This window comes from Alteromonas sp. ISO5 (assembly GCF_058105165.1).
Genome location: NZ_CM176572.1, coordinates 286,762 through 309,155, shown reverse-complemented (window position 1 = coordinate 309,155; position 22,394 = coordinate 286,762). Strand labels below are relative to the sequence as shown.

Annotated in this window: 24 protein-coding genes; 7 read left to right on the top strand and 17 right to left on the bottom strand. The window is 50.2% G+C overall.

The annotated features are described in order from the left end of the window. Positions 1-29 precede the first annotated feature (29 nt). The 4 genes from AC2T0J_RS01340 to AC2T0J_RS01325 form a co-directional block, all read right to left on the bottom strand. Positions 30-1,154 carry an alkene reductase gene (locus AC2T0J_RS01340; protein WP_489808413.1) on the bottom strand — a complete coding sequence of 375 codons (1,125 nt, stop codon included), beginning with the start codon at positions 1,152-1,154 and terminating at the stop codon, positions 30-32. Positions 1,155-1,243: 89 nt separating this feature from the next. Further along, a complete protein-coding gene (locus tag AC2T0J_RS01335) occupies positions 1,244-1,708 on the bottom strand; it encodes an Lrp/AsnC family transcriptional regulator (RefSeq protein ID WP_489808412.1) in 465 nt (154 codons plus the stop codon). 33 nt (positions 1,709-1,741) lie between these two features. After that, positions 1,742-2,869, bottom strand: a complete 1,128-nt coding sequence (locus AC2T0J_RS01330) for an anhydro-N-acetylmuramic acid kinase (RefSeq protein WP_489808411.1) — start codon at positions 2,867-2,869, stop codon at positions 1,742-1,744. A gap of 4 nt (positions 2,870-2,873) precedes the next feature. After that, the gene (locus tag AC2T0J_RS01325) at positions 2,874-4,190 is read right to left on the bottom strand and encodes an OapA family protein (protein ID WP_489808410.1); all 1,317 of its coding nucleotides are present in this window, start codon (positions 4,188-4,190) and stop codon (positions 2,874-2,876) included. A 184-nt stretch (positions 4,191-4,374) separates the two neighbouring features. Between AC2T0J_RS01325 and tyrS the strand changes: the two genes are divergently transcribed. Further along, the gene (gene tyrS / locus AC2T0J_RS01320; protein WP_489808409.1) at positions 4,375-5,574 is read left to right on the top strand and encodes a tyrosine--tRNA ligase; all 1,200 of its coding nucleotides are present in this window, start codon (positions 4,375-4,377) and stop codon (positions 5,572-5,574) included. A gap of 40 nt (positions 5,575-5,614) precedes the next feature. Here the strand turns inward: tyrS and AC2T0J_RS01315 are convergent, their stop codons facing one another. The 8 genes from AC2T0J_RS01315 to AC2T0J_RS01280 form a co-directional block, all read right to left on the bottom strand. After that, entirely contained in the window at positions 5,615-6,202 is a 588-nt protein-coding gene (locus tag AC2T0J_RS01315) for a GNAT family N-acetyltransferase (protein WP_489808408.1), read from the bottom strand. Continuing rightward, a complete protein-coding gene (locus AC2T0J_RS01310) occupies positions 6,183-6,578 on the bottom strand; it encodes a DUF2721 domain-containing protein (protein WP_489808407.1) in 396 nt (131 codons plus the stop codon). The genes AC2T0J_RS01315 and AC2T0J_RS01310 overlap by 20 nt, the downstream gene beginning before the upstream one ends. A gap of 92 nt (positions 6,579-6,670) precedes the next feature. After that, positions 6,671-7,048: a rhodanese-like domain-containing protein gene (locus tag AC2T0J_RS01305; protein ID WP_489808406.1), complete on the bottom strand. Its 378-nt coding sequence runs from the start codon at positions 7,046-7,048 to the stop codon at positions 6,671-6,673. A gap of 8 nt (positions 7,049-7,056) precedes the next feature. Next, positions 7,057-7,869, bottom strand: a complete 813-nt coding sequence (locus AC2T0J_RS01300; protein ID WP_489808405.1) for a cobalamin-binding protein — start codon at positions 7,867-7,869, stop codon at positions 7,057-7,059. Further along, the gene (locus tag AC2T0J_RS01295; protein ID WP_489808404.1) at positions 7,866-8,813 is read right to left on the bottom strand and encodes a cobalamin biosynthesis protein; all 948 of its coding nucleotides are present in this window, start codon (positions 8,811-8,813) and stop codon (positions 7,866-7,868) included. Before AC2T0J_RS01295 ends, AC2T0J_RS01300 begins: the two co-directional genes overlap by 4 nt. A 9-nt stretch (positions 8,814-8,822) precedes the next feature. Then, positions 8,823-9,536, bottom strand: coding sequence for a 5'-methylthioadenosine/adenosylhomocysteine nucleosidase (locus tag AC2T0J_RS01290; RefSeq protein WP_489808403.1), 714 nt, complete (start codon positions 9,534-9,536; stop codon positions 8,823-8,825). Positions 9,537-10,076: 540 nt separating this feature from the next. Continuing rightward, positions 10,077-10,676: a DUF2726 domain-containing protein gene (locus AC2T0J_RS01285; protein WP_489808402.1), complete on the bottom strand. Its 600-nt coding sequence runs from the start codon at positions 10,674-10,676 to the stop codon at positions 10,077-10,079. A 130-nt stretch (positions 10,677-10,806) separates the two neighbouring features. Next, entirely contained in the window at positions 10,807-11,232 is a 426-nt protein-coding gene (locus AC2T0J_RS01280; RefSeq protein ID WP_489808401.1) for a hypothetical protein, read from the bottom strand. 325 nt (positions 11,233-11,557) lie between these two features. Between AC2T0J_RS01280 and AC2T0J_RS01275 the strand changes: the two genes are divergently transcribed. Next, positions 11,558-13,255, top strand: a complete 1,698-nt coding sequence (locus AC2T0J_RS01275; RefSeq protein ID WP_489808400.1) for a protein adenylyltransferase SelO — start codon at positions 11,558-11,560, stop codon at positions 13,253-13,255. 180 nt (positions 13,256-13,435) lie between these two features. On the opposite strand, the gene AC2T0J_RS01270 is transcribed toward AC2T0J_RS01275, so the two are convergent. The 3 genes from AC2T0J_RS01270 to AC2T0J_RS01260 are packed head-to-tail and all read right to left on the bottom strand — an operon-like array spanning position 13,436 to position 15,755. Continuing rightward, on the bottom strand, positions 13,436-14,512 hold the full coding sequence (locus tag AC2T0J_RS01270) for a phosphotransferase (RefSeq protein ID WP_489808399.1): 1,077 nt from the start codon (positions 14,510-14,512) through the stop codon (positions 13,436-13,438). 9 nt (positions 14,513-14,521) lie between these two features. Continuing rightward, a complete protein-coding gene (locus tag AC2T0J_RS01265) occupies positions 14,522-15,289 on the bottom strand; it encodes an SDR family NAD(P)-dependent oxidoreductase (RefSeq protein WP_489808398.1) in 768 nt (255 codons plus the stop codon). Positions 15,290-15,299: 10 nt separating this feature from the next. After that, on the bottom strand, positions 15,300-15,755 hold the full coding sequence (locus AC2T0J_RS01260; protein ID WP_489808397.1) for a MaoC family dehydratase: 456 nt from the start codon (positions 15,753-15,755) through the stop codon (positions 15,300-15,302). A 101-nt stretch (positions 15,756-15,856) separates the two neighbouring features. Between AC2T0J_RS01260 and AC2T0J_RS01255 the strand changes: the two genes are divergently transcribed. From AC2T0J_RS01255 to AC2T0J_RS01235, 5 genes are read left to right on the top strand one after another with little or no spacing between them, the layout of a single operon-like run. Continuing rightward, a complete protein-coding gene (locus AC2T0J_RS01255; RefSeq protein ID WP_489808396.1) occupies positions 15,857-16,645 on the top strand; it encodes an SDR family NAD(P)-dependent oxidoreductase in 789 nt (262 codons plus the stop codon). After that, positions 16,645-17,430: a 5'/3'-nucleotidase SurE gene (gene surE / locus AC2T0J_RS01250; protein WP_489808395.1), complete on the top strand. Its 786-nt coding sequence runs from the start codon at positions 16,645-16,647 to the stop codon at positions 17,428-17,430. The genes AC2T0J_RS01255 and surE overlap by 1 nt, the downstream gene beginning before the upstream one ends. Beyond that, positions 17,423-19,321 (top strand): AMP-binding protein, encoded by a 1,899-nt coding sequence (locus AC2T0J_RS01245; protein WP_489808394.1) that lies wholly within the window; start codon positions 17,423-17,425, stop codon positions 19,319-19,321. Before surE ends, AC2T0J_RS01245 begins: the two co-directional genes overlap by 8 nt. A 17-nt stretch (positions 19,322-19,338) precedes the next feature. Beyond that, positions 19,339-20,781 carry an aldehyde dehydrogenase family protein gene (locus tag AC2T0J_RS01240; RefSeq protein WP_489808393.1) on the top strand — a complete coding sequence of 481 codons (1,443 nt, stop codon included), beginning with the start codon at positions 19,339-19,341 and terminating at the stop codon, positions 20,779-20,781. Beyond that, positions 20,774-21,241: a PaaI family thioesterase gene (locus AC2T0J_RS01235; RefSeq protein ID WP_489808392.1), complete on the top strand. Its 468-nt coding sequence runs from the start codon at positions 20,774-20,776 to the stop codon at positions 21,239-21,241. The genes AC2T0J_RS01240 and AC2T0J_RS01235 overlap by 8 nt, the downstream gene beginning before the upstream one ends. A gap of 117 nt (positions 21,242-21,358) precedes the next feature. On the opposite strand, the gene AC2T0J_RS01230 is transcribed toward AC2T0J_RS01235, so the two are convergent. Both AC2T0J_RS01230 and AC2T0J_RS01225 read right to left on the bottom strand, forming a co-directional pair. Continuing rightward, a complete protein-coding gene (locus AC2T0J_RS01230; protein ID WP_489808391.1) occupies positions 21,359-22,072 on the bottom strand; it encodes a hypothetical protein in 714 nt (237 codons plus the stop codon). A 17-nt stretch (positions 22,073-22,089) separates the two neighbouring features. Beyond that, positions 22,090-22,359 carry a hypothetical protein gene (locus tag AC2T0J_RS01225; RefSeq protein WP_489808390.1) on the bottom strand — a complete coding sequence of 90 codons (270 nt, stop codon included), beginning with the start codon at positions 22,357-22,359 and terminating at the stop codon, positions 22,090-22,092. Positions 22,360-22,394 lie beyond the last annotated feature (35 nt).

Genomic DNA, 22,394 nt, shown 5'->3' with positions numbered 1-22,394 from the left:
GGGTATTGAAATATACCCCGTTTGGCTGGTTAGACGAGCTTTCCCGCCTGATTGATGCCAGACTGCTCTTCGTATTCCGGGTAATCACTGTAGCCCTCGCTACCACCACCATACCAGTGGCTCGGATCATCAAATGACGCCAGCGGATAATCATTAGCAAACCGCGCCGGTAGATCCGGGTTGGTGATCCAGGGTCGGCCAAAAGCGATCATATCGGCGTCACCACTGCTGATGCGTTGATCAGCAGTGGCTTTATCGTATCCACAGTTACCGATGAGTAATCCTTTGAAGACATGACGGAACTCCTGCAGGGTCATGGCTTCGCCGCGCTCATGAAAACCAAACGCCAGGCCGTCCATCACATGCAGATAACCGATCTCCAGCTGATTGAGTTTATCGGCCACAAACAGATAGGTTTCTTTGTAGTCATCAGCGCCCATATCGTTAAACACGCCGTTAGGGGATAAGCGTACCCCAACTTTGTCTGCTGGCCAGACATCGAGCACCACCTGCATGACTTCAGCTAAGAAGCGGTAACGATTTTCCAGGCTGCCGCCATAGTCGTCATCACGCTGGTTACTGCGGCTATCGAGAAACTGATTAATCAGATAGCCATTGGCGGCGTGCACTTCCACGCCATCAAAGCCCGCTTCTTTAGCATTAATGGCGGCCCGACGATAATCTTCAACGGTGCGCTTAATGTCTTCAACGGCCATAGGGCGCGGCACTTCAAAAGGTTTTTTGCCTTCAGGGGTGTAAATACCATCGCCGTCATTAATGGCCACTGCCGACGCAGAAAAAGGGAGCTCGCCATTATGGAAGTCGCTGTGAGAGGCCCGGCCGGTATGCCACATTTGCAGGATCATACGGCCGCCAGCAGCATGTACCCGGTCGGTAATACTTTTCCAACCGGCAGTCATCTCACTGGTATAGATGCCAGGGGCATCTACCCATCCATTGCCTTCTGGCGAAATACTGGTTGCCTCGCTGATGATCAGGCCACCTGAGGCCCGTTGTACGTAATAGTCGCCCATAATTTTATTCGGTACCCGGTCAGGGCCGGCACGGCCGCGGGTTAGCGGGGCAAGTACCATACGATTTTTCAGCGTCTGGCCAGCAAATGTGACCGGGGATAGTAAATGCGGTGCTGTCATTAAGTCTCCTTGCTCAATAATGATCAATTACGCACAGACGTAAATGCCGGTGCGGATTTCTACTATTACGCAGCAAAATGGTTTTTAGTTTATCCGAAGTAGGGCAGAGAGTTGCTGGTGACGTGATCGTAAATGAGGGTGGTTTCCACATGAACCACTTCATCACGGCCGGTCACCTGAGTAAAAATAAAGTCGCGCAGGTGCAGGGCATCGGGCACACACACATGCAGTAAAAAGTCATTTTCACCGCCCATATGAAACACACTGAGCACTTCTTTCTGAGCAACCAGCTGTTGTTGAAACTGAGCGACAGTCTCACGGTTGTGTGACGCCAGTCGGACCGCCACCATGGCCTGAATATGGCCACCCAATAAGGTGTAATTAAACTGGCTGCGGGCCCCTAACATAATCCCCTCATTTTGTAAGCGTTTAATGCGTTCCAGACAGGAGGACGGCGCCAGATTAACATGGCTGGCAATGGCTTTGTTGGTTATGCAGGGATCTTTGAAGATACAGGCCAGTATCGCTATGTCGGTTTCATCAAGTTTACGCATTATTCGTTTTCCCTTGCGACTCTGGTCGGTTAATTAATCAGCCAGTGTCAGGCTACCAAGCACTACCGCACGTGATGCGCCTGTGACATTCGGGACATTGCCCGGCACCCGGTGTAAATAGGCCCACGCCAGCCAGGCAAAGGCAACGCCTTCAACCCACTGCGGGTGCAATGCCAGGCTATCCGTGGCCTTTACTGTGCAGTCGGGGAGTAGTTCGTCTAACTGTGTCATTAACTGGCCGTTAAACGCACCGCCACCGCAGACATAACACTGACTTACCTGCTTTAGTGTACGTATTGCATTAGCAATGGTGGTGGCCGTGAGGGCCAGCAGGGTGGCCTGAACATCTTCAGCGGCAATGCCGGTATTCAGACGGTGCAGGTGATGGCGCAGCCAGACCAGATTAAAATATTCCCGGCCGGTACTCTTTGGTCCGGTACCCGAGAAATAGGGGTCGGCGAGCAGACTTTGCAATAATGGTTGATTAACCTTGCCGCTGGCAGCCCAGTTACCGTCGCGGTCAAAGGGTTGGTTCAGGTGCTGTAAACACCAGGCGTCCATCAGCGTATTGCCAGGCCCGGTATCAAAGCCCCGGATCGCATCGGCATCAACGCCCTCTAGCACGGTAATATTGGCAAAGCCGCCTATATTCACAATTGCACGATATTCGCCAGCTTCAGCAAATCTGGCGGCGTGAAAAGCCGGCACTAATGGGGCGCCCTGGCCGCCATAGGCGATGTCTTTGCGGCGAAAGTCGGCGACTACATCAATGCCTGTCAGGGTGGCAATGGTATTAGGATCGCCTATTTGCAGGGTAAAGCCGTTGTCATCCAGGTTGCCGGGAGGACCATCTGGATAGTGACGAACGGTTTGACCATGGGAACCAATAGCGCGAATGTCAGCCGGAGATAAGTGCTGTTCCGCCAAAAGTTTGTTAACCGCCTCGGCAAATACCCGGCCTACGGCGCGATCGGCCTGACCAAGGTGATTGATTTCGTTAGGACTAACAATGCAAAGCTGATGCAGTTGTTCGAGAAGTTCGGCTGGGTAAGGTATTGAAACTGCAGCAATTGGCGCTATGGCTGTGTCGGTAATATCAGTCAGGATGGCGTCTACACCATCCATACTGGTTCCCGACATCACGCCAATATAGTAGGCCATGGGTTTATTGCATGGCCAGCATAATACGGCGCGAGGTGCCAAGTTGAGCGAGACGTTGCTCGGCGATTTGCATGAAGGCGTTGCGCTGTTTAGGATCGATAGGCAGCGCCTTGGGTAAATCTACGGTACGCGGGTTACGGTGCACACCGTCTACCAGGAACTCGTAATGTACATGAGGGCCTGATGCGAGTCCGGTACTGCCCAGATAGCCAATGGTTTGCCCCTGTTTTACCATGTCACCTTTCTTTACTGCTTTCTTCTTAAAGTGCAGGTATTTGGTGGTGTACTTCTCGCCGTGCTGAATAAACACGTAGTTACCATTGTATTTGTTGTAGCTGGCCTCGATGACTTTACCATCACCGGCTGCCATTACAGGCGTGCCTACTGCCGCGACGTAATCGGTTCCACGGTGGGCTTTCCAGCGTTTTTGTACCGGATGAAAACGAGCCTTACTAAAGTTGGAACTAACGTACTTAAAGTTGATCGGCGCGCGCAGGAAGCTCTTGCGCATACTGCGGCCTTCAGGGGTATAGTAGTTACCGTCGTCGTGCTGAATGGCGGCAAATTTTTCACCCTGGTTAACAAATTCGGCTGCAACAATATCGCCAAAACCAACAAACTCACCATCAATATAGCGCTCTTCAAAGACCACATTAAATGTGTCGCCGGCGCGGATTTCCATGGCAAAGTCGATATCCCAGCCAAAAATACCGGCCAGGTGCATTATTTGGTTATCCGTCAGGCCTGCAGCCACTCCGGCGTTCCAGAAACTTGATGTAATTTCGCCCTGAGCAAAATTATAACGTACTTCTACCGGTTTACTGTCGATGCGGGAAACCAGGTCATCGTTCTCTTCCTGCGGCTCAATATAGAGGGTATCGGTGGGCGACAGCGCATACCGCAGGCCGGCAAACTGATTGTCAATGACGTTGAGGTCCAGTTTGTCACCCGGTAATAGCGTCACCAGGGTTTTCGCCTGTTCACCAGCATGGCTGACCGCGTAAGTATCTTTAGGGCTGAGTCCGGCGCGTTTGAAAATCTTGGCCAGCGTATCGCCGCTTTTCACCGTGTAGGTTTGCCACTGTGGTTCGTCTTCCTGCTCAATCAGTACATCGGATTGCGTTAACGTCATCGACAGGGGATAACGCTTTCCGGTTTCCAGGATAAGAGACTCAGTATGGCGCGACGCTTCCACCTTTTCAGACGGCAGCAAAATGAGTAATCCGACAAATGCACTGGCAGCCACCAGACCAATCCGATGCGGCCGCGGCATTTGCTTAACTAAATCAGTGAGTAATTGAGGTGTATATATCTTTCTCATAACAGCCTGAGAATAGCGGTTTCGGCACTGAGATGCTAGAGGGATCAAGCAAAATTCAAAGGATCGAGGGCGGAAATAGGCAAATAATTGCGTTGTGGGCTGCAGAAAGTGCATAAAGGGTTTTAATAGACGGTCGGCGCGCGTAAAATGCCCGCCCAGAATGAAGTTAGATGGAAGCAGAAAAATGAGTGACTGGCAAGCAGCCCTGGCCGAAATTAAACGGGGTACTGATGAAATATTGCCCGAAGATGCCCTGATCGAAAAGTTAAAGTCAGGCAAGCCGCTGACCATTAAAGCGGGATTTGATCCTACTGCACCGGATTTGCACTTAGGTCATACGGTACTGATCAACAAAATGCGCGCTTTCCAGCAGTTAGGTCACAACGTCGTGTTCCTGATTGGTGATTTTACCGGTTTAATAGGCGACCCTACAGGTAAAAATGTTACCCGTAAGCCTTTGACAAAAGAGCAAGTGCTTACTAATGCTCAAACCTATCAGAACCAGGTGTTTAAAATCCTCGACCCGGAAAAAACGCAAATTCGTTTTAACTCTGAGTGGATGGATCAACTGGGCGCAGCAGGCATGATCAAGCTGGCAGCCAGTCAGACCGTGGCCAGAATGCTCGAACGTGATGACTTTAAAAAGCGTTACGCCAATGAACAACCCATCGCTATTCATGAGTTTTTGTATCCACTGGTTCAGGGGTGGGACTCGGTGGCGCTTAAAGCCGACGTTGAGCTCGGTGGTACTGACCAGCGTTTCAACCTGCTGATGGGACGTGAGCTGCAAAAAGAACAGGGGCAGTCGCAACAGGTTGTGCTGATGATGCCGTTGCTGGAAGGCCTCGATGGCGTGCAGAAGATGTCCAAGTCGTTAAACAACTACATTGGCATTACCGATGCACCGAATGAGATGTTTGGCAAAATCATGTCCATTTCTGATGAACTGATGTGGCGCTATTACGATTTGCTGAGCTTTAAGCCGTTAGACGAAATTGCCGAACTTAAACAACAAATGGCTGATGGAGCGAATCCTCGCGACATTAAAATTACCCTGGCGAAAGAAATTATTGCCCGCTTCCACTCTGAAGACGCAGCAGAAGCCGCACATCAGGATTTTATCCAACGTTTTCAGAAAAACGCTATTCCGGATGACATGCCTGAAGTGACCATTGTTTTAACTGACGGAGAGGTAGCCATTGGTTACTTGCTGAAAGAGGCAGGACTGGTCGGTTCTACATCGGATGCTATGCGAATGATTAAGCAGGGCGCGGTGAAAATTGATGGTGAAAAAGTCTCTGATCCTCGCCTGTTACTCACTGAAAAAGGTGAAAACGTCTATCAGGTTGGCAAACGTAAATTTGCCCGCGTTACCCTGGCCTAATGCAACCGGTGCGCTGCGTCCTGCAGCGCACTTCTGCGCTTTACTGCGAAAACGTCAGTAGCATTTCTGCAGCCACACAGGCACAAAGCGAATCACAAACCGGACAATCATAGCCCTCATACATAGCGGCATATTGCCACTTGTTGGGATGTTCTTTGATTAACCGGCCGCCATTTTTACTAAAGTACCTGAACGCGCTATTACCGGGACTGGCCAGCCAGATATGTGCGAGTCCGGCAGTGCTGCCCTGTTGTCGGGCCGCTTCAATCGCTTTATTCAGCAGCGTGGAGCCAATGCCGTATCCCTGCATAGCCGGGTCCACAGTATTACATTTAAAATAACAAACGGTAGCCGGATCCACGCCCCAATCGGCAGGAGTAGCCCACTGGTCTATGTCCCACTGACCCTGAGCAAAGGTGAGGCGAAAGCCAACCAGATGGTCACCGTAAAAAGCAACAATCCCAGCATTAATACCGTGTTTAATGCCACGTTGGTAATATTCGGTTAGATTATCCAGATTCAGATAACCGTCGCCCTGAACCCGGTTGCCGAGTTCAAGGACCGCTGAAAAGTGATCGAGAGTGAGCTCTGAATAAATAATATCAGTGCTATTTTTTGTGTTTGCCAAGATCCATTCCCTGTAAGTGCACGTCGAGGGCATCCAGTGAAATCCGGATCTCCAGAACCGACTGCCAAAGACTATAAAGTAAAAAAACCAGACTGGCGGCAAATAGCCAGTTACCAGCTAACTGATACGACAAGTAAATGGCCAGCATCGACAAAACGCACAGAAAAAAACTGAATACGCCGGTTTCCTGCATGCGTTTTATGTAATGGATACGTTTACGCAGATTTTTAATTTGTGCGTGGGTACTCTCATTGTCTTCGCCCTTATCAAAATGACGAATTAATGACGCAAGAGTCAGGAAACGGTTGGTATAAGCCAGTAACAAAAGGGAAATTGCCGGGAACAACATAGCCGGCGTTGAAATATCGATAGTCATAACATAACGCGTGTAGCAACAAGACGACTATGATGCCGATAAAGCCTCGATATGTCCATGGCGGGAGGTAATATACCGGTGCTAATTGCCGGTTATCTGGCAACGGGTAATATTTCACTCTGCCAGGCCTGCATATCACCGTCTAAGTGATACAGTTTTTCAAAACCAAGGTCAGTCAGTTTGTCCAGCGCGATACCCGCGCGCCGCCCTGAGCGACAGTATACCAGCACAGGCTGCTGCGTAGAGCCAAGGCTGGCCAGGTGTGAGGTAAGCTCTGTATGGGGAATGTTAACCGCGCCTGGTACGTGACCTTCCGAATACTCTTTTACACTTCTCACGTCCAGTATTAAGCCGTTAAAGCCATCACTGTGCAGGTTTGCAGGTGTGATATCGGGAATGCTGTCATGGCCGTAAACCGCCCCGCACAGCAGTAAATTTGCAAGAGAAAGGGTTAAAGTAAGTAATCGCATAGGCTGTCCTATTTTCTGTAACTGTTGATACGTTGGCACAGACTGTCTATTGCTGCGGTAATCCGAAGCGTAAAGCGATGCAGGGCGTTGGCATCAGCAGTGACAAGAGGTGCCTGAATAACAGACCGGTGAGGCGTCCAAAAATTTTCCAGTGTCTGCACCGATTTATCACTTGCGGCAATCAGCAATGCTGGCTGGCGAAGCAACACTTGTTTTACCGATACTTCTGGATAGTCGATGGGCGAGTCAATAAACACCGACTCAGCGCCACAAGTGGCGAGAATCCTATTGGCCCATGCCCCTTCACCAATGGTCATTAGTGGTTGTGCCCACAGGTAGTAAAATACCTTCACCGGCGTAAGGCTCTGATATTGCTGCCGGATTTTCTCAAGCTCATGGCGGTAGCCGGTGACCAGTGTCTGACCGATATCGGTTTGACCAGTCAGCGCCGCGACTTCGAGCAACTCGGTGCCAATATCATCCAGCGTCTTCGGCTGGGAAATGTACACTTCGAGCCCGAGACTTTTCAGGCGGGCAATGTCCTGCGGTTTGTTGCCGCCGCCCCAGGCCAGCACCAGATCAGGCTCAAGGGCCATCAGTGCTGTGAAATCTACACCCTGGTAGTCGGCTATGACCGGCAGTTCGGTAGCCGCCGGAGGATAATCACTGAAAGCGCTGACGCCTACCAGGCGGTCCTGTGCCCCAAGGCTGTATACCCATTCTGCCAGGTGAGGCGAAAGGGTAACGATACGTTCGGCAGAGTCGGCTCGAAATGTAATCATCAGAACAAACACGAGTCGCCAGAAAGGAAATTTATTCATAGTTTGAGTTGCCAGCAAAGTATTAATAACAGGGTGAGCAGTATGGTGACTAACCCGATCTGACGATTTATCGCGCGCAGTACATAGGTGAGATCAGAAAATCGCACCTGGCGGGAACCGCCCACGCGCTGGTGGCGTAGTTTTACTCCCTCGTAAATCGCCGGGCCGCCAAGTTGTATTCCCAGTCCCCCACCAAAAGCTGCCAGCAGCAACGAGGTTAAATCCCGTTGTGTGGCCTGTCGCACTCCCCTGATGGCCCCGACGGGGGACGTGCTGAGCATGATTAACGCCAGGCCCAGCCCATAAGGGATAATAATCAAGGTCTGACTTAACCAGTAAGCAGGCAGACTGAACGCGCTGAACAGGCGTTTTTTACGGTGCCACTGCCAGCGGAATTCCAGCAGCAAACGATAGCTCAGTGCTGCTAACGGGCCGGCCAGCAAGAACCAGAATATAACGCCGATAAATTGCTGCATAAAGCGCAGCAGGTAAGCCTCGATAGCCGCTTTGGCAATGCCAATCTCGGATAACGAGTCGGTTTGACGGGCGACCATAACAACCAGACGCTCTCGGGCCAGGAGTTTTTTGTTGCCACTTAAAGCCTGGGTAATCAACTTGTACTGGCGACGAACCGGGTAGAAGGTTAGACAACACAACAGCACCAGTGCATCAAAAAACCAGTTGTACTCGGCAAGACTCAGCACGAAGGCCAGCACCACCAGAAACGGAATGGTTAACACCACAATACCCAGTGTCCCGCTGATATAATGCTGCGAAAGTGGCGCCGAGGGGGCCGGGCAGACCTTTTTGGCAAGATTGGTCACCAGCATTCTGTAAAGTGTCAGGGGGTGGGCCTGAGGCGGAATACACCACACCCGATCAATTAAAATCACGCAAAGGGTGATGATCAGGGAAAGGGTTGTTTCTGCCGGCAACTCAATCATAGCGCAGGCTTAAGCTTTTGCCGCCCGGCTTGCCATTACCCTGGTCATGCCTATCACCAGTTCTGCAGAGTTTTTAGCTGCGGTCTCCAGGTAAGCGTTAAATGAAACGGTCGAGGTTTTACCCGCGATATCAGACAGTGAGCGGATGACCAGAAATGGCGTACCCAGCATGTGGCTGGCCTGAGCGATAGCTGCGCCTTCCATTTCAGACGCGCTGATAGCCGGGAATGCTTCGCGCAACTGTGCTGCGGCTTCGTCGGTGCCGATAAAGGAGTCTCCGGTGCAAATCAAACCACGGAGAGTTTTAACATGTAGTGCACTGGCAGCGGCTTCTTCTGCGGCACTAATAAGTTGCTCATCACAGGCAAAGAGGGTTGGCATACCCACGCACTGCCCTGGCTCATAGCCAAAATGAGTAATATCCACGTCATGATGCTGTACGCTATTGCCAATAACAATATCACCAATATCAAGGTTGGTGTCGAAGCCACCGGCGGAACCTGTATTGACCACGAAATCCGGGCTGAATGCCTGGATCAGTAATGTGGTTGCCACTGCTGCTGCCACCTTGCCAATTCCACACTTTACTAAAACGACATCAATGCCATGTAGTGTACCGGAGTAGAAGGTGAGGTGGGCGATGTTCTGAGTCTTCATGTCGTCGAGCGACTCTTTTAACAGGGCCACTTCCTGGTCCATGGCGCCAAGGATACCAATTTTCATAATTTGCCTTTAAATTGCTTATTTAATTGGGAAATGTGAGTGCGAAAAACTAACTGTTGCACTTCAATATGTCATTAACAACGAAGTGTAATATGAATGTGTTTGCGGGTATACAGGGATTCTTAACAGGTAGGTTAATCGGCGCTACTTTCTGCATAGACTCACTATCGTTTTATTGAATTTGCTCTCTTTCAATCCTAATGTGTCATTTGAAGGCGACGAAAATGAGCGGTCGCTTCATGAACAACCCCTGGTCAGAGCGGTGTTTAACACCATGATAATCGGCTTAACAGAATCCCGAATCCAGCCTAACTGGTCGCAGATGCGGTGTAGCGGCGTTCTCGCCCGCCTAAAGAGATATCTACTTTGGACGACTTGCTTAGTTATGTATCCAGCCATAAGGATACGGTGGCGTTTGTTCCGGTCGGTGCCGAAATCCCCGCCCATCTTACCGTGGTCTATTCAACGGCAAAGATGTCATGGGTAGTTACTCATAAAATGTCAAAAAAGGGCACGGTGGGCCCTTTTTTGCTCTTCACGCTATGCCGCGACCTGCTCACCGCCGGGCTGACGACTGGAACGCAGGGGGCGGGTAGGGCGGGTCGGCTGCGGAGGGTTCATCTTACTGGCGGCCAGTTTGGCCTGTTGTTTACGCAGGGGGATCAGCTTAGTCTCGACGCACTCTCTCACTTCTTCCACTGAGTAACCTGATTTCACCTTGAACCGGGCATGGGGAATGCCAGCTGCGTCGAGGGCGCCTGAGACAAACCAGTCGCGCTGGATCTTATAGCCATCCTTGCCCTGTTTGTGGACCAAATCAATAGCCAGTACCGGTGTCATGTCATCACGGCGACACAGCACGAAATCGAGCTGTTTACTGCCGGCCCGAATCAATGCCTGGCGTGCCTGACGCTTATTGGTGCTGCCTCTTACCGCAAGTAAGTCATTCAGGCGTACACGCGATACAATTCTGAATTCACGGCCGACTGCCTGTTCGAGTAAATTGATAAAGGTATGCTCTACCTGCGTAAAAAGCTGTTGTTTTTTACGAAAGGGAAAACTCATACCGTGATCTGACAGCTTAAGTGCACCAACAGTCACAACTATCAGTAACATAAACAAAATGATGGCAAGTTCCATACGCTTCCTCAACAATAAAGAGCGCTCGGGTGTCAATAAAATGACGCAGCCGGGCGACAGGACAAACTTGTTAGAGAAATTGCAAGGGTGGTGCCAGTTATTCAGGATTTAACGGGCAGCCAGTGAAAAGCTAATCGTTGGACAGGTTGGCTACCGGAGACGGTGTAGTGTTGCCGAGTACCAGAATATCCACCTGTACGCCGTCACCGTCTGGTGAAACCACTACACGCACATTCTGGGTGTCGTTGACTAATAGTACGCGCTGGTTATGCTCCCCTTTAAGCGACAAGTCAGGCATCAGTGCCAGGTAATAAGCGACAATGGCATCGGGCGTCCCATCAATAAAATAAACCATGGAGGCCGGTATTTCAGAGTCAAAAGGCTGACACTGTTTGGCCTCTTCATGAATTTTGACAGCGTAAAACTCGGTTGGGCAGCTGCTGATCACTGGTTGTGACTGTAGAGCCGTGGTGGCCATTGAGTCGGTAGCCATCAGCGACGAAGCCATGACCATCAGGCTGGTGACCAGGATTAATTTGCGCGGCGTGAATTTCATAGTCTAACGTTTACTCTGATTCATACTGTTACTATAGGAGAGCTCTTTTTCCTACGCAATTGGCTAAACCAAGATTAAAGTATCGCAAAGCAGTGATAAGTATATTTCCGAAGGACATATTCATCCTGTTGGTACGACGATATGGAAGCGCGATACGATATGGAGAATATCTTTGCAGTTAAACAAAGTTTTGTGAAAGCTCTCCATTCCATTTACCATAAAACACACTGTTCCAGTGCAATTCATTTCAGTACGCTAAGCAAGGCGCGTACGCTGAAATCAGTGGCTGCCTTTAATGCCGCTGATGACCAGGAGGTATGATTTAATGCCAGATGAAACATCCCGAAAGACTCCGATTAGATCTCTGAATGAGTTGGCAGCCTGTGCTGATTACTCTTTCTTAACGTCACTGGCTGCCGATCCCAAGGCAACTTCTGATGGCTGTGATCATCAGCCAAGACAGGTGTTTTCCGGCCACTATGTGCCGGTGGTACCAACAGCCTTAAATGAGCCTAGCTATGTGGCTCACAGCAAAACCTTGTTCAGGGAGCTAGGTCTGGATGAAGACCTGGCCGGGACAAAAGCGTTTGTGCGATTGTTTTCTGGTGATGTTTCTCAGGTCCCCCCTCCCATGCGTAGGATCGGCTGGGCAACCGGTTATGCACTGTCAATTTATGGTACTGAATATACCCAGCAATGCCCGTTTGGCACGGGTAATGGCTATGGCGACGGCAGAGCTCTGTCTGTTTTTGAAGGCGTGTTTAACGGCAAACGGTGGGAGATGCAATTAAAAGGGGCAGGACGAACACCTTATTGTCGAGGTGCCGACGGGCGCGCGGTGTTACGGTCCAGTGTCAGGGAGTTTCTGGCTCAGGAGCACATGCATTCCCTTGGCGTGCCTACCTCGCGCTCGTTGAGTCTGGTGATGTCACAGTCAGAAACTGTCAGCAGGCCCTGGTATCATGAAAGATCGTCTTCCTTTGAACCCGAGATTATGGTGGCTGATCCGGTAGCAATCACGACCCGGGTCGCGCCTTCGTTTATTCGGGTTGGGCAGTTAGAACTTTTTGCCCGCAGGGCTCGCAACCAACAGCATCCCGATGCATTAAACGAATTGCGAGCGCTAGTCGCGCACCTGATTGAACGAGAATATAAACTTGAAATTGACCCTAGTCTGTCTTTTGCTGAAAAGCTTATCCAACTGGCCGAAATCTTTCAGGAGCGTCTGACTTCGCTGGTGGCCAACTGGATACGAGTAGGTTATTGCCAGGGGAATTTTAATAGTGATAACTGCGCGGCCGGTGGCTTTACGCTGGATTATGGTCCTTTCGGATTTTGTGAATTATTTGACCCTGGCTATCAGCCCTGGACGGGCGGAGGCAGGCATTTCTCCTTTTTTAATCAGACCGCGGCAGCAGAAAAGAACTTTATGATGTTTTGCAGGGCGTTGGCACCTTTACTGCAAAATGAAGCCGACAAGTTAAACGAACTGGAAGCTATTCTCAGTGGATTTTCCGCCATGATAGAACACAAACTGGGGAATATGTGGGCGGCGAAACTAGGACTTAAGCGTTATGCGCCCGACCTGGTCATGTCATTATTACAACTGATGGTGCGAACGTCGGTGGACTATACCCTGCTGTTTCGGGAACTTTGCTCTTTGCCCGACAACATGGCGGCTGTTTCAAGTTGTTTTTATAAGCCTGCAGATGAAGCCTTGCAGCAACAATGGAATGACTGGTTACAGACCTGGCATAAGCAACTTGATGATCGTTTTTCGCCGGATGAAATGACGGCAAGAATGAAAAGTGTCAATCCCAAGTATACCTGGCGCGAATGGTTGATCGTACCTGCTTATAAACAGGCCGAAGAAGGCGATTTTACGCTGTTAAGAGAGCTACAGGCAGTGTTAACTGACCCCTATGCTGAACAGTCTGCAGCAGTAGAGGAAAAGTATTACTGCTTACGCCCTGCCAGGTATTTTGAGGTCGGAGGCATTTCCCATTACAGCTGTTCATCCTAAACAGCGGTATAGATAGACTTTTGCCCAAAGAGTGGTGGCATTAAAACGGAATGTATGCGGGCAGGCGACATAGTAGAAATATTTTTCGTAGTCCGACATAATTTTTTTAATCTTAACGCCAAAAAAAAGGTGTAGGAGCTATCGTGTTTCCTGATTCCGGGGAAATGATAGCGCCAATAGTTAGTGATATCCAACAAGCCGGGCCCCCGCCGTAGCCAGGATGGCAGCGCGCCCCCCTACCGCAAGTGCATTGGCTGAACTGGCATTGCCTTGCAGTGCTCGCGCATAAACACCCTGTAAAATAGCGGCTAGTCGGAACATCGAAAACGCCAGGTAAAAGGGCCACTGCGCTATGGATTCCCGCCCCGTGGCCTGGCAATAGTACTGAATAAATTTCGCTTCATCGGGAATACCGGTTGCAGCGAGATCGAGGCCCTCAAGGCCTTTTATGCCCGGTGTGTCACTGGAAAGATGGTAAGGAATGCAGCAGTAAGCAAGATCCGCCAGCGGATGGCCCAGTGTTGAAAGTTCCCAGTCCAGAACGGCAGCAACCTGATAGGACGTTTCGTCAAACAGCAGATTGCCAATTCGAAAGTCACCGTGAACCAGTGAAAGGGCTTGATCCTGAGGAATGTTAGCGGGCAGGGTCATCATTAAATACTGCATCGCCTTTGCGCCTTCCTCGCCACCAGCAGGGGGGGCACAGGTTTTTCGGTACTGGTCACTCCAACGTTTAATTTGCCGGGCGTAATAGTCATCGCCGCGACGAGAATAATCAGCAAGGCCGGCAGCTTTGATATTGACGTTGTGCAGGCTGGCCAGAGTTCGGGCCATGCTTTTATAAATTATTTCACAATTCGAGCGGGCAATACCTGCACAAGCAGGGTGTTCAATTAACAGGCCAGGGACATAGTCCATGAGATAAAATGGTGTGCCGATGACCGACGGGTCGTCGCATAATAATCGCATAGCCGGCACCGGCACCTGAGTATCCTGAAGTGCTTGCATAACCTGGTACTCCCGCTCAATCATGTGTGCTGATGGAAGGAGTTTGCCATTAGGCTTCTTGCGTAAAACCCACTGGTGTTCATTAGCCTGTATTTTAAAGGTTGGATTAGACTGACCGCCTTGAAATTGTTGAATTTCAAAACGTTCGAATGTTTTGCCAAAATGGCTTTCAAGGTATTTTTTTAGCGCATCCTCGGCGAAAGCATGAGCCGGTAAAACATTAACCAGAGTCGCTTCATGTGTATTCACAGATATCTCCTAACTACCAATGGTGGTGCCGCCATCGGCAACTAACAACTGACCCGTCATGTAGGCGGAAGCAGAAGACGCAAGAAACTGAGTAATGCCCGCAATATCCTGCGGTTCACCGAGGCGACGCAACGGGGTTTGTTGTTCAACTATCGCTTTGCGTTTAGGATCTTCAATCAGTGCCCGGGCAAAGTCAGTCACTACAACGCCTGGCGCAATCGCATTGACTCTTATTCCTTTCGGACCCCATTCCACTGCCAGGTTTCGGGTTAGGGCAGCTTCGGCCGCTTTAGACATGCCATAACAACCGATTTTGTCGTTGCCTTTTAACGCTGCAATACTCGACAATAAAATCACACTGCCCTGTCCCTGCTCGGCCATTTTAGGCAGCACCATATTACATAACCAAAAGGTACTCTTTACATTGGTGTCCATAATTTTATCCCAGGCTTCATCGGTCAGTGAGGATAAGGGTCCGTATGAAGGGTTGGTTGCTGCATTACATACCAGGACATCGATTTTGCCCCAGGTGCTGATCGTGGTATCCACTAAATTCTGCAACTGTGCTTTATCGCCAATGTGGCAGGGTACCGCTAACGCCTCATAACCTTGTTTAGTCAGCGAGGATGCGACTTTATCGCACACGTCAGCTTTGCGGCTGGAAATGACTACCTTGGCACCGGCAGCAGCCAGCGTTGTGGCAATACTTAAACCAATGCCCTTAGTAGAGCCGGTAATCAAAACTACCTTACCGGTCATTGCAAACAAATCGTTCATGCTATTGCTCCTAGTTTTCAGTCAGTAACGCGAGAGTGCGGGCAATCATTGCCGGTTTGCTGGTACCGGCAATATGTAAGGTTATGTCGGTGATCAGTTGTGTACCATTGACCGTTTTAGTCAACTCGGCCAATACAAACTCAGCCCTAACCTCGCTGCCGGCAATCACCGGGGAAATAAATCGGCATCGATCCAGGCCGTAGTTAATTTTCGTGGTGATGCCGTGCACACGGTAAGTTTGTCCCGCCAGGTATGGGACCAATGAAAGTAACAGGTAGCCATGGGCTATCGGACCGGCAAAGCCGGCCTGACGCGCGATCTCAGCGTCGAGATGGATTGCCTGATAATCATTGGTCGCCTTTGCAAAGTCATCGATGGCCGATTGTTCCAGCCGGTACCAAGGACTCACCCCCAGCGACTGACCAACGTTTTCAACGAGCTGTTCGGTACTATTAAATTCTTTCATTAATTTCCTTGCGGTATTTAATTTCGTATTGCAGAATAAACAAATCATTAACATTGTGCAATCGTGTTAATAGTAAAATTAACTGATCCGGAGAAAGGGCATTGAATCGATTCAAGAATAAAGTCGCAGTGATCACGGGGGCTGCCAGTGGCATTGGTGCTGCAACCGCGGCTCGTCTGTGCAAGGAAGGGAGTGCCGGATTGCTGCTGATCGATACTAACGCCGATAAGCTGGCATCGGTGGCAGCAAGTTTACCCTCACAAACCGATAGTCTGTGCAGTACCACTGATATCAGTGATGAAGCCGCTGTAAAAGAAGCAGTGGAACAAGCCTACAAACACTTCGGGCGGTTAGACATTCTGTGCAATAACGCGGGGGTTGCCTGTAGTCGGGCGCTGGCAAATGAACAGGATTTAGCGGAATGGCAAAAGGTGATGGCGGTCAATGTGTATGGCTGCGTGGCGCTTACCAAATACGTTGGACAGTACATGTGCGAGCAACAACGTGGTGTCATTGTCAATACCGCTTCAGTCGCTGGAATTCGCTCTGGTGCCGGGGGCAATGCATACAGTGCCTCTAAGGCGGCAGTTATCAACTTTACACAAACTGCCGCCTGCGATCTGGCCCGTTTTAATATTCGGGTTAATGCGGTGTGTCCAGGATTGGTCGAAACCGGCATGACAGATCCATTTTTTAAACTGGCAAGAGAAAAAGGGCTCGAACACCGTTTGGGCGAACGCTGCGAACTAAGGCGTGCCGGACAACCTGCCGAGATCGCTGCTGCGATCGCATTTTTAGCCAGTGATGACGCCAGTTATATTACGGGGCAGGCGTTGGCTGTTGACGGTGGAAACACCGCATCACTGAATATGCCAGGAATGAAAGTGTAATGTTGAATACGGTGCTGGTGACCAACGACGATGGCATTGAAGCCGAGGGGATCCGCTATCTTTACGACATCGCCCGTGGGCTGGCACGTCAGGTGGTAGTGATTGCACCTACACAGGATTGTTCGGGACGAGGGCAGGCTCTATCGCTGCATTCACCATTGCGGGTGAAGCAGGTTAAGGCTAATCATTATGCCGTCACCGGCTCCCCTGCGGATTGCGTATTGCTGGGGCTGAACGAACTGATTGACGGTCCTGTGGATTTGGTACTCAGTGGTATTAATCGCGGTGCAAATGTCGGCGATGCGGTACCGTTCAGCGGCACATTAGGCGCCGCCAGCGTAGCTTCTCAATTTGGCGTCGCGGCAGCCGGGTTGAGTCAGGCTTTTAAGGATCCCAGAAATATTCATTGGCAAAGCGCACAACAACTGGCGGCACCATTGCTGACACATCTGCTGTCCATCGACTGGTCGGTGGCGCCTTGTTTGAACATTAATTTTCCCGCCGTTGCCATTCACCGTATTCAGGGGATCCGTTGGTGTGAAGGAAGCCGGGGGAGTATCCGGCGCGTCAGGGTTGATGCGCGAACCGACCCGCGGCAACGACAGTATTACTGGCTTGATTTTGAACACGATTACAAAAATGTTCAGGCACCGCAGTCGGATGTCGCCACTTTACGCAGTCGACACGTGGCAGTACAGAGTCTTAATCAGGTTAATCCGGTCGCCTCCGGCACCGCGATTATGCCAAACTTACTTAACGCAATAGCAGAGTCACCCTATGAATGATTTACCCGAGTTTCGCGCTAACCCCTGGGCCGCTCCGGCAGTCACGGTGCGGGAGCAAAACGATGGCGCATTGCTGGTTACCAGTGAGCATAAACCCAAAGAGAGTTTTCCTAATGTCATTTCGATGCTTGATCGCACTGTGGCGAAATTTCCAGAACGGCGATTTTTAGCCGAACGAAATAACGACGAGGTTGCTTTAAAAACAGGTCAGGACTGGCGTTTTATTCAGTTTGATGAGGCTGACAACAGGTCCGATTCACTGGCTGCCTGGTTATTGTCATCAACGCCTGTTGCGGGGAATCTGATGGTGTTATCCCATAATACCATTGAACACGCCATGGTGACTTTAGCGGGTATGAAAGCCCGCTTTCCAGTGGCGCCGGTGTCACCAAACTATGCCTTGTTGAGCCATGACTTTGTCAAGCTCAAAGCCATCTTCAGGTTATTAGAGCCGAAAGTGATTTTTGTGCAGAATATTGAGCACTACTGGCGGGCGCTTAATGCTCTCGATTTAACCGGTTGTATTGTCCTTTATGTTGAAGGACAGGCTCCCGCAGAAATAAACGCTGTTAACTATGCTGACGCTGTGGCGACAGAAGATACCGCACAGGTCAGCCAGTCAAAAGCCGCCATCCAGGGCGATGATGTGGCTAAAATATTATTTACCTCCGGCTCAACGGGTGAACCTAAAGGGGTGATTAATACCCATACTAATTTATGCTTTACTCAAGGCGCGTTGCTGAGCGTTATCGATGTCGATGAAGACAATAATCCGCCGGTATTGCTCGACTGGATGCCCTGGCACCATACCTATGGCGGCAATCAGAACTTTCATCGCGTGATTAAAAGTGGTGGTACGCTTTATATTGATGATGGTAAACCCTTGCCAGGGCAATTTGAGAAAACGCTGCGTAATATAAAAACCGTTCCCCTCAATAATTACACTACGGTACCCGCGGTATATGCCCTGTTAGTGGATGCAATGGAAGGTGATCAAGCACTGCGAAGTGCGTTTTTTAAACACATGGATTGGTGTAGTTATGGAGGATCAGACATGCCTCAGGAGACGTTTGAGCACTTTCAGCAACTAGCGATTAAAGAAACCGGTCAGCGCATAAGCATGATCACGGCACTGGGGGCAACAGAAAGCGCGGCGATAACAACCATTGTTCATTGGCCAACCGCGCAAATGGGCAGTATAGGTCTGCCGATCCCCGGAGCCACTCTTAAGCTGATCCCTCGAGAAGATAAATTTGAGCTGTGTGTAAAGGGGCCGCAAATCACGCCCGGATACTATAAGGCCCCGGATATTAACAAAAAAGTGTTCGACGAAGACGGTTACTTTCATACCGGTGATGCTGTCAGGTGGTCGGATCCGACTGATCCTGCGCGTGGTTTGCGGTTTGTCGGACGAGTCAGTGAAGATTTCAAGCTCCTCAACGGTACCTGGGTACATACCAGTATGCTGCGTATAGACTTATTAAGCTGTCTGGCACCATTAGTACAGGATGTGGTGATCACCGGTCAGGACAAACCGTTTCTGGGTGCCATGGTGTGGCTTAATGAAGACGTCGTGAAACGAGTCTTTGGCCTGGACCATGCTGACAGTGCACAACTGGCGAGTGATCCGCGCCTGCGAGCCCGTTTGCAGCAAGCATTCTGTCATTACAACATGCAACACGGTAGTGCTTCAACGCGCATTGAGCGAGCTTTAATTTTGCTTACTCCACCAAGCCTGGACAAGGGTGAAATGTCAGACAAGCGGTCGGTTAATCAGCGCAAAGTCCAGATGTTGCGTGCTGATAAGGTTGCTGATCTCTATACCAATAAGCCGTCTGAATACGTTTTTACTGGTTTGCACGAAACCAAACAACAGGCCGTGAATAATTAAGGCATAAAGGAAGAGTAATGAACTACAACACCAATCGATTTTATATTAACGGTGACTGGGTTTCGCCTGCCACCACTAATACCCGCCCGTTGATTAACCCCGCAGATGAGCAGCCCTACGGAACCGTTGCCATGGGCAGCCCGGCAGATGTGGACGCGGCCATCGCAGCAGCCAGCAAAGCATTTACGGTCTGGTCGCAAAGCACCGTCGAGGCGCGTTGTGAATTGCTAATTCGTATTATGGGGATCTATAAAAAGCGTTATGCGCAAATGGTCGCTGCGATTACTCAGGAAATGGGAGCTCCGCTCTATTTATCCGAACAGGCGCAAGCCGCGCTGGGGCTTGGCCATTTCAACAGTACGCTTGAAGCACTTAAATCCATGCAATTCAGTGAGCAACAAGGTACTACCTGTATACGTCATGAGCCAATTGGTGTGGTCGGACTTATTACCCCATGGAACTGGCCGATGAATCAAGTGGTGTGCAAGGTGGCTCCAGCATTAGCCGCTGGTTGTACCCTGGTACTTAAGCCCAGTCAGGATGCCAGTCAGAGCGCCGCATTGCTCGCCGATATTCTGCATGAGGCTGGTGTACCGCCTGGGGTGTTTAATCTGGTTCAGGGGTCTGGTGCGAAAATAGGTGACTACATGAGCCGTCATCCTGATTTGGCCATGATATCTTTTACCGGTTCCACTCCGGCGGGAATTGAAGTCAGTAAGGCCGCAGCGAATACGGTAAAGCGTGTGGCGCTTGAGCTCGGTGGCAAGTCAGCCAATATTATTCTAGATGATGCAGATATGACCAAGGCTGTTGTTAATGGCATAAAGGCAGTATTTGCTAACAGCGGTCAAACCTGCACGGCACCAACGCGTATGCTGGTACCCAAGCATAAAATAGCCGAAGTCACTGCAATTGCTACCGCTGTTGGCCAAAAAGCGCAGCAAACTGTCGGAGATCCCCAGGACCCCAATACCCGCATAGGGCCGGTCGCACATCAACGGCAGTTCGAAAAAATTCAGGCCATGATTGCTTCCGGACAGGAAGAAGGGGCGACTCTGTTGTGCGGTGGTACAGGCAAACCAGAAGGGCTTGAGCAAGGGTATTACGTAAAACCGACCATTTTTACTGACGTGACCAACGACATGACAATCGCCCGTGAAGAAATATTTGGTCCGGTACTGGTGATCATTGGCTATGACGATGACGAAGATGCCATTCGAATTGCCAATGACAGCCCCTACGGTCTGAGTGGCTATGTCTCGGGTACCGATATCACGCGGATAAGGGCTGTGGCATCTAAAATGCGGACGGGCATGGTGCATTTGAACGATGCTCAGGCTGATCTCACTGCCCCATTTGGGGGGTATAAGCAATCCGGCAATGGTCGCGAGTGGGGTAAGCACGGTCTGCTGGACTTTTTAGAAGTAAAATCGATACCCGGCTGGTATGCCAATGAGTAGTCAGTCATCGTCAGTTCGGGCACTTCCTGATATTGCCTATCAATTGATGTCAACCGGATATCATGACTTGATTGAATACGAACATCGACAGTGGCGATTTGGATATTCTGAATTAACGCTGGTGATCCAGCCTAAGCATCTCAATTTCGCAGGGGTGCTGCACGGCGGTGTGCTGTCTGGATTACTTGATATTGCCTGTGCGCAGGCAGGGATTTATTTTCCCGATGAGCAGATTATTCGTCGCTCGGTCACCTTGTCACTGACTACGACGTTTACCGGTCAGTGCAGTGGCGGCGTTATTACCGCCGCTGCCAGCGTCAAAGCCAGTGGTCGGCGGATATACAGTTCAAGTGGCGAAATAAAAGATAGTGACGGTAATTTGCTGGCATTTGGCGAGGGGACGTTTCGTTATCGCAGCGGTCCGACTATGGCGGCAAATAATACTCAAAGACGCCGTTGATTATTTCAATGTAGACATTAGTCATCTGCTGTCGTCATGGTGCTGACAGAAAACCGTCAATACAGGCTAACCGGCATTGACGGTGAGACGTCTTTATTAACTGTCGGTGGTGGGGGATTAAATGCTGACAACCGGTAGTTTCGCCCGAAGTGTTAAAGGAATGGCTTTCAACACCCACCCGCGACAACTCTGCCAGTAGGCGCAGAGCACCAACACAGAAGAGCCAAGACAGAGGCCGGTAACGGCGAATCCATAGCTTACGATGCCGAAATTTTCCAGCAGTGAAGAAAAGGTATACATCACATAAACCAGTGCAGATACCATGATGGCACGGCGGTCCACGATTAAAGAAATGAATGCCAACAGAACGTAAAGCACAAGTACCGTCAGGGAAAGAAGCCGATCGCTGTTTTCATTCAGTACGCCTAAATTCTGGAACACCGGATGTACAATCATTGGCGCTGCTATCAGATGAAGCCAGAATGCGACGTCAGAATCACGTGATTGGTGGCGAATATCCCGGCTGCCCCAGTACATTGCCCAACCAAAAACCAGTAACCTGAACACCAGAGACAGCGATTCAATCGTGGTAATGATAGCAGGATACACATACGCCAAATTGGCAGCGACACCTGCACACAGGCTGATTGTGCCAGCGGCGATGGGAATGGTTACCCGAAAACGTATCCAGTGTGCGATAGCACCAACAGTGGTTAACAGCCCGGCGACAATGAAGGTGTTTTCATTGATAAGTGGCTCCATAAACAGCACTGGTATGGCAAATAAGCTACCCGGAAACGACAGTAATAAAGTGATTGCCGGCAGTGCCATACGGCATGATTAACAAACTATTCCGCCAGCGCCCATGAACCTGCTGCGATAGCAATAGCACCCAGACTGGCTGTCATGGTATGTCCCAGCCAGCCCAACGACGTCAGTAGCAGGGCGCTCGCTATTACTACGACAACATCATTAAAACCATTTACCAGGCGAAAATTTTCTTCGTCGACTGCCTGACTATTGCGTAGTTCATTCATATGCTGACGAAACTGAAGAACAGATTCCTGATTAAAAATGTTGTTTCGTACGGCGAGTGCCAGATCTTCACCGATGTACATAACGGCTACCTTGTTATTGTGTTGTCTCAATGCGT

Coding starts and splice junctions, on each gene's coding strand:
- surE (WP_489808395.1), top strand. CDS start 16,645: ATGTTGAATACGGTGCTGGTGACCAACGACGATGGCATTGAAGCCGAG.
- AC2T0J_RS01285 (WP_489808402.1), bottom strand. CDS start 10,676: ATGGAACTTGCCATCATTTTGTTTATGTTACTGATAGTTGTGACTGTT.
- AC2T0J_RS01295 (WP_489808404.1), bottom strand. CDS start 8,813: ATGATTGAGTTGCCGGCAGAAACAACCCTTTCCCTGATCATCACCCTT.
- AC2T0J_RS01310 (WP_489808407.1), bottom strand. CDS start 6,578: ATGACTATCGATATTTCAACGCCGGCTATGTTGTTCCCGGCAATTTCC.
- AC2T0J_RS01260 (WP_489808397.1), bottom strand. CDS start 15,755: ATGAAAGAATTTAATAGTACCGAACAGCTCGTTGAAAACGTTGGTCAG.
- AC2T0J_RS01305 (WP_489808406.1), bottom strand. CDS start 7,048: ATGCGATTACTTACTTTAACCCTTTCTCTTGCAAATTTACTGCTGTGC.
- AC2T0J_RS01300 (WP_489808405.1), bottom strand. CDS start 7,869: ATGAATAAATTTCCTTTCTGGCGACTCGTGTTTGTTCTGATGATTACA.
- tyrS (WP_489808409.1), top strand. CDS start 4,375: ATGAGTGACTGGCAAGCAGCCCTGGCCGAAATTAAACGGGGTACTGAT.
- AC2T0J_RS01280 (WP_489808401.1), bottom strand. CDS start 11,232: ATGAAATTCACGCCGCGCAAATTAATCCTGGTCACCAGCCTGATGGTC.
- AC2T0J_RS01225 (WP_489808390.1), bottom strand. CDS start 22,359: ATGTACATCGGTGAAGATCTGGCACTCGCCGTACGAAACAACATTTTT.
- AC2T0J_RS01340 (WP_489808413.1), bottom strand. CDS start 1,154: ATGACAGCACCGCATTTACTATCCCCGGTCACATTTGCTGGCCAGACG.
- AC2T0J_RS01240 (WP_489808393.1), top strand. CDS start 19,339: ATGAACTACAACACCAATCGATTTTATATTAACGGTGACTGGGTTTCG.
- AC2T0J_RS01330 (WP_489808411.1), bottom strand. CDS start 2,869: ATGGCCTACTATATTGGCGTGATGTCGGGAACCAGTATGGATGGTGTA.
- AC2T0J_RS01335 (WP_489808412.1), bottom strand. CDS start 1,708: ATGCGTAAACTTGATGAAACCGACATAGCGATACTGGCCTGTATCTTC.
- AC2T0J_RS01235 (WP_489808392.1), top strand. CDS start 20,774: ATGAGTAGTCAGTCATCGTCAGTTCGGGCACTTCCTGATATTGCCTAT.
- AC2T0J_RS01290 (WP_489808403.1), bottom strand. CDS start 9,536: ATGAAAATTGGTATCCTTGGCGCCATGGACCAGGAAGTGGCCCTGTTA.
- AC2T0J_RS01275 (WP_489808400.1), top strand. CDS start 11,558: ATGCCAGATGAAACATCCCGAAAGACTCCGATTAGATCTCTGAATGAG.
- AC2T0J_RS01245 (WP_489808394.1), top strand. CDS start 17,423: ATGAATGATTTACCCGAGTTTCGCGCTAACCCCTGGGCCGCTCCGGCA.
- AC2T0J_RS01325 (WP_489808410.1), bottom strand. CDS start 4,190: ATGAGAAAGATATATACACCTCAATTACTCACTGATTTAGTTAAGCAA.
- AC2T0J_RS01265 (WP_489808398.1), bottom strand. CDS start 15,289: ATGAACGATTTGTTTGCAATGACCGGTAAGGTAGTTTTGATTACCGGC.
- AC2T0J_RS01230 (WP_489808391.1), bottom strand. CDS start 22,072: ATGGCACTGCCGGCAATCACTTTATTACTGTCGTTTCCGGGTAGCTTA.